The organism is Pedobacter foliorum (assembly GCF_013266735.1).
GTDB classification, from domain to species: Bacteria; Bacteroidota; Bacteroidia; order Sphingobacteriales; family Sphingobacteriaceae; genus Pedobacter; species Pedobacter foliorum.
On record NZ_JABSNU010000042.1, the window covers coordinates 1 to 639 of the forward strand.

The 639-nt window shown below is 37.9% G+C and carries 1 protein-coding gene; it reads right to left on the bottom strand.

Annotated features, from left to right (window positions below):
• Nucleotides 1–87: 87 nt before the first annotated feature.
• Nucleotides 88–639, bottom strand: a 552-nt coding sequence (locus tag HQN83_RS25190; protein WP_173094515.1) for a transposase, incomplete at its 5' end; no start/stop codon positions are given.

Consider the following 639-nt stretch of genomic DNA (forward strand, 5'->3'; position numbering starts at 1 on the left):
CGTCATGCTGAGAGCCTAGCATTAGAAAAAATGCAAAAAAGTGATAATGACAATTTTCATTATCACTTTTTTAATACCCTAAAGAAGCTACTTGAATTCCATATTAAGTTCTAAGGCAAGTTTCTTTATATATTTTTCCTTCTGTTGTAGCAATATAGCCTCGTAATGAGCTACTCCTTTTTCTATAAACTCCTTTCCCTTCACCATTAGTCTCCAATATTGTACTGCGAGTTTCCTCGCTACTGCTTTAATTGCAATCTGAGGCCCCTTTCTTCCCCTTAATCTTCTTCCAAATGCCCCAAATGAGATCTTCTTACTTTGCAGTAAACTCTGTGCAAGTTTGCGAAAAATCTGACCGGCCAGAGGTCTTCCTTTTCGTTTGTTTTTTTGCTTTTTACCTGAGTTATTTTGCCCTGGAGATAAACCTAACCAGCTGGTAAAATGCTTTTCTGAAGGCCATTTGGTTAGATCTTCACCCGTTTCGCTATAAATTTGTAACCAGGAATAATCTGTAATACCAGGTAGAATTGTTGCATCCCGTTGCCCAAATAATTCCAGCATTTGCCCTCCCAGATTCTCTATATCAGGTTTATTATGTCGAATAGCCTTCCTATTGGTTGAATCCTGTTCTGTTTGGTT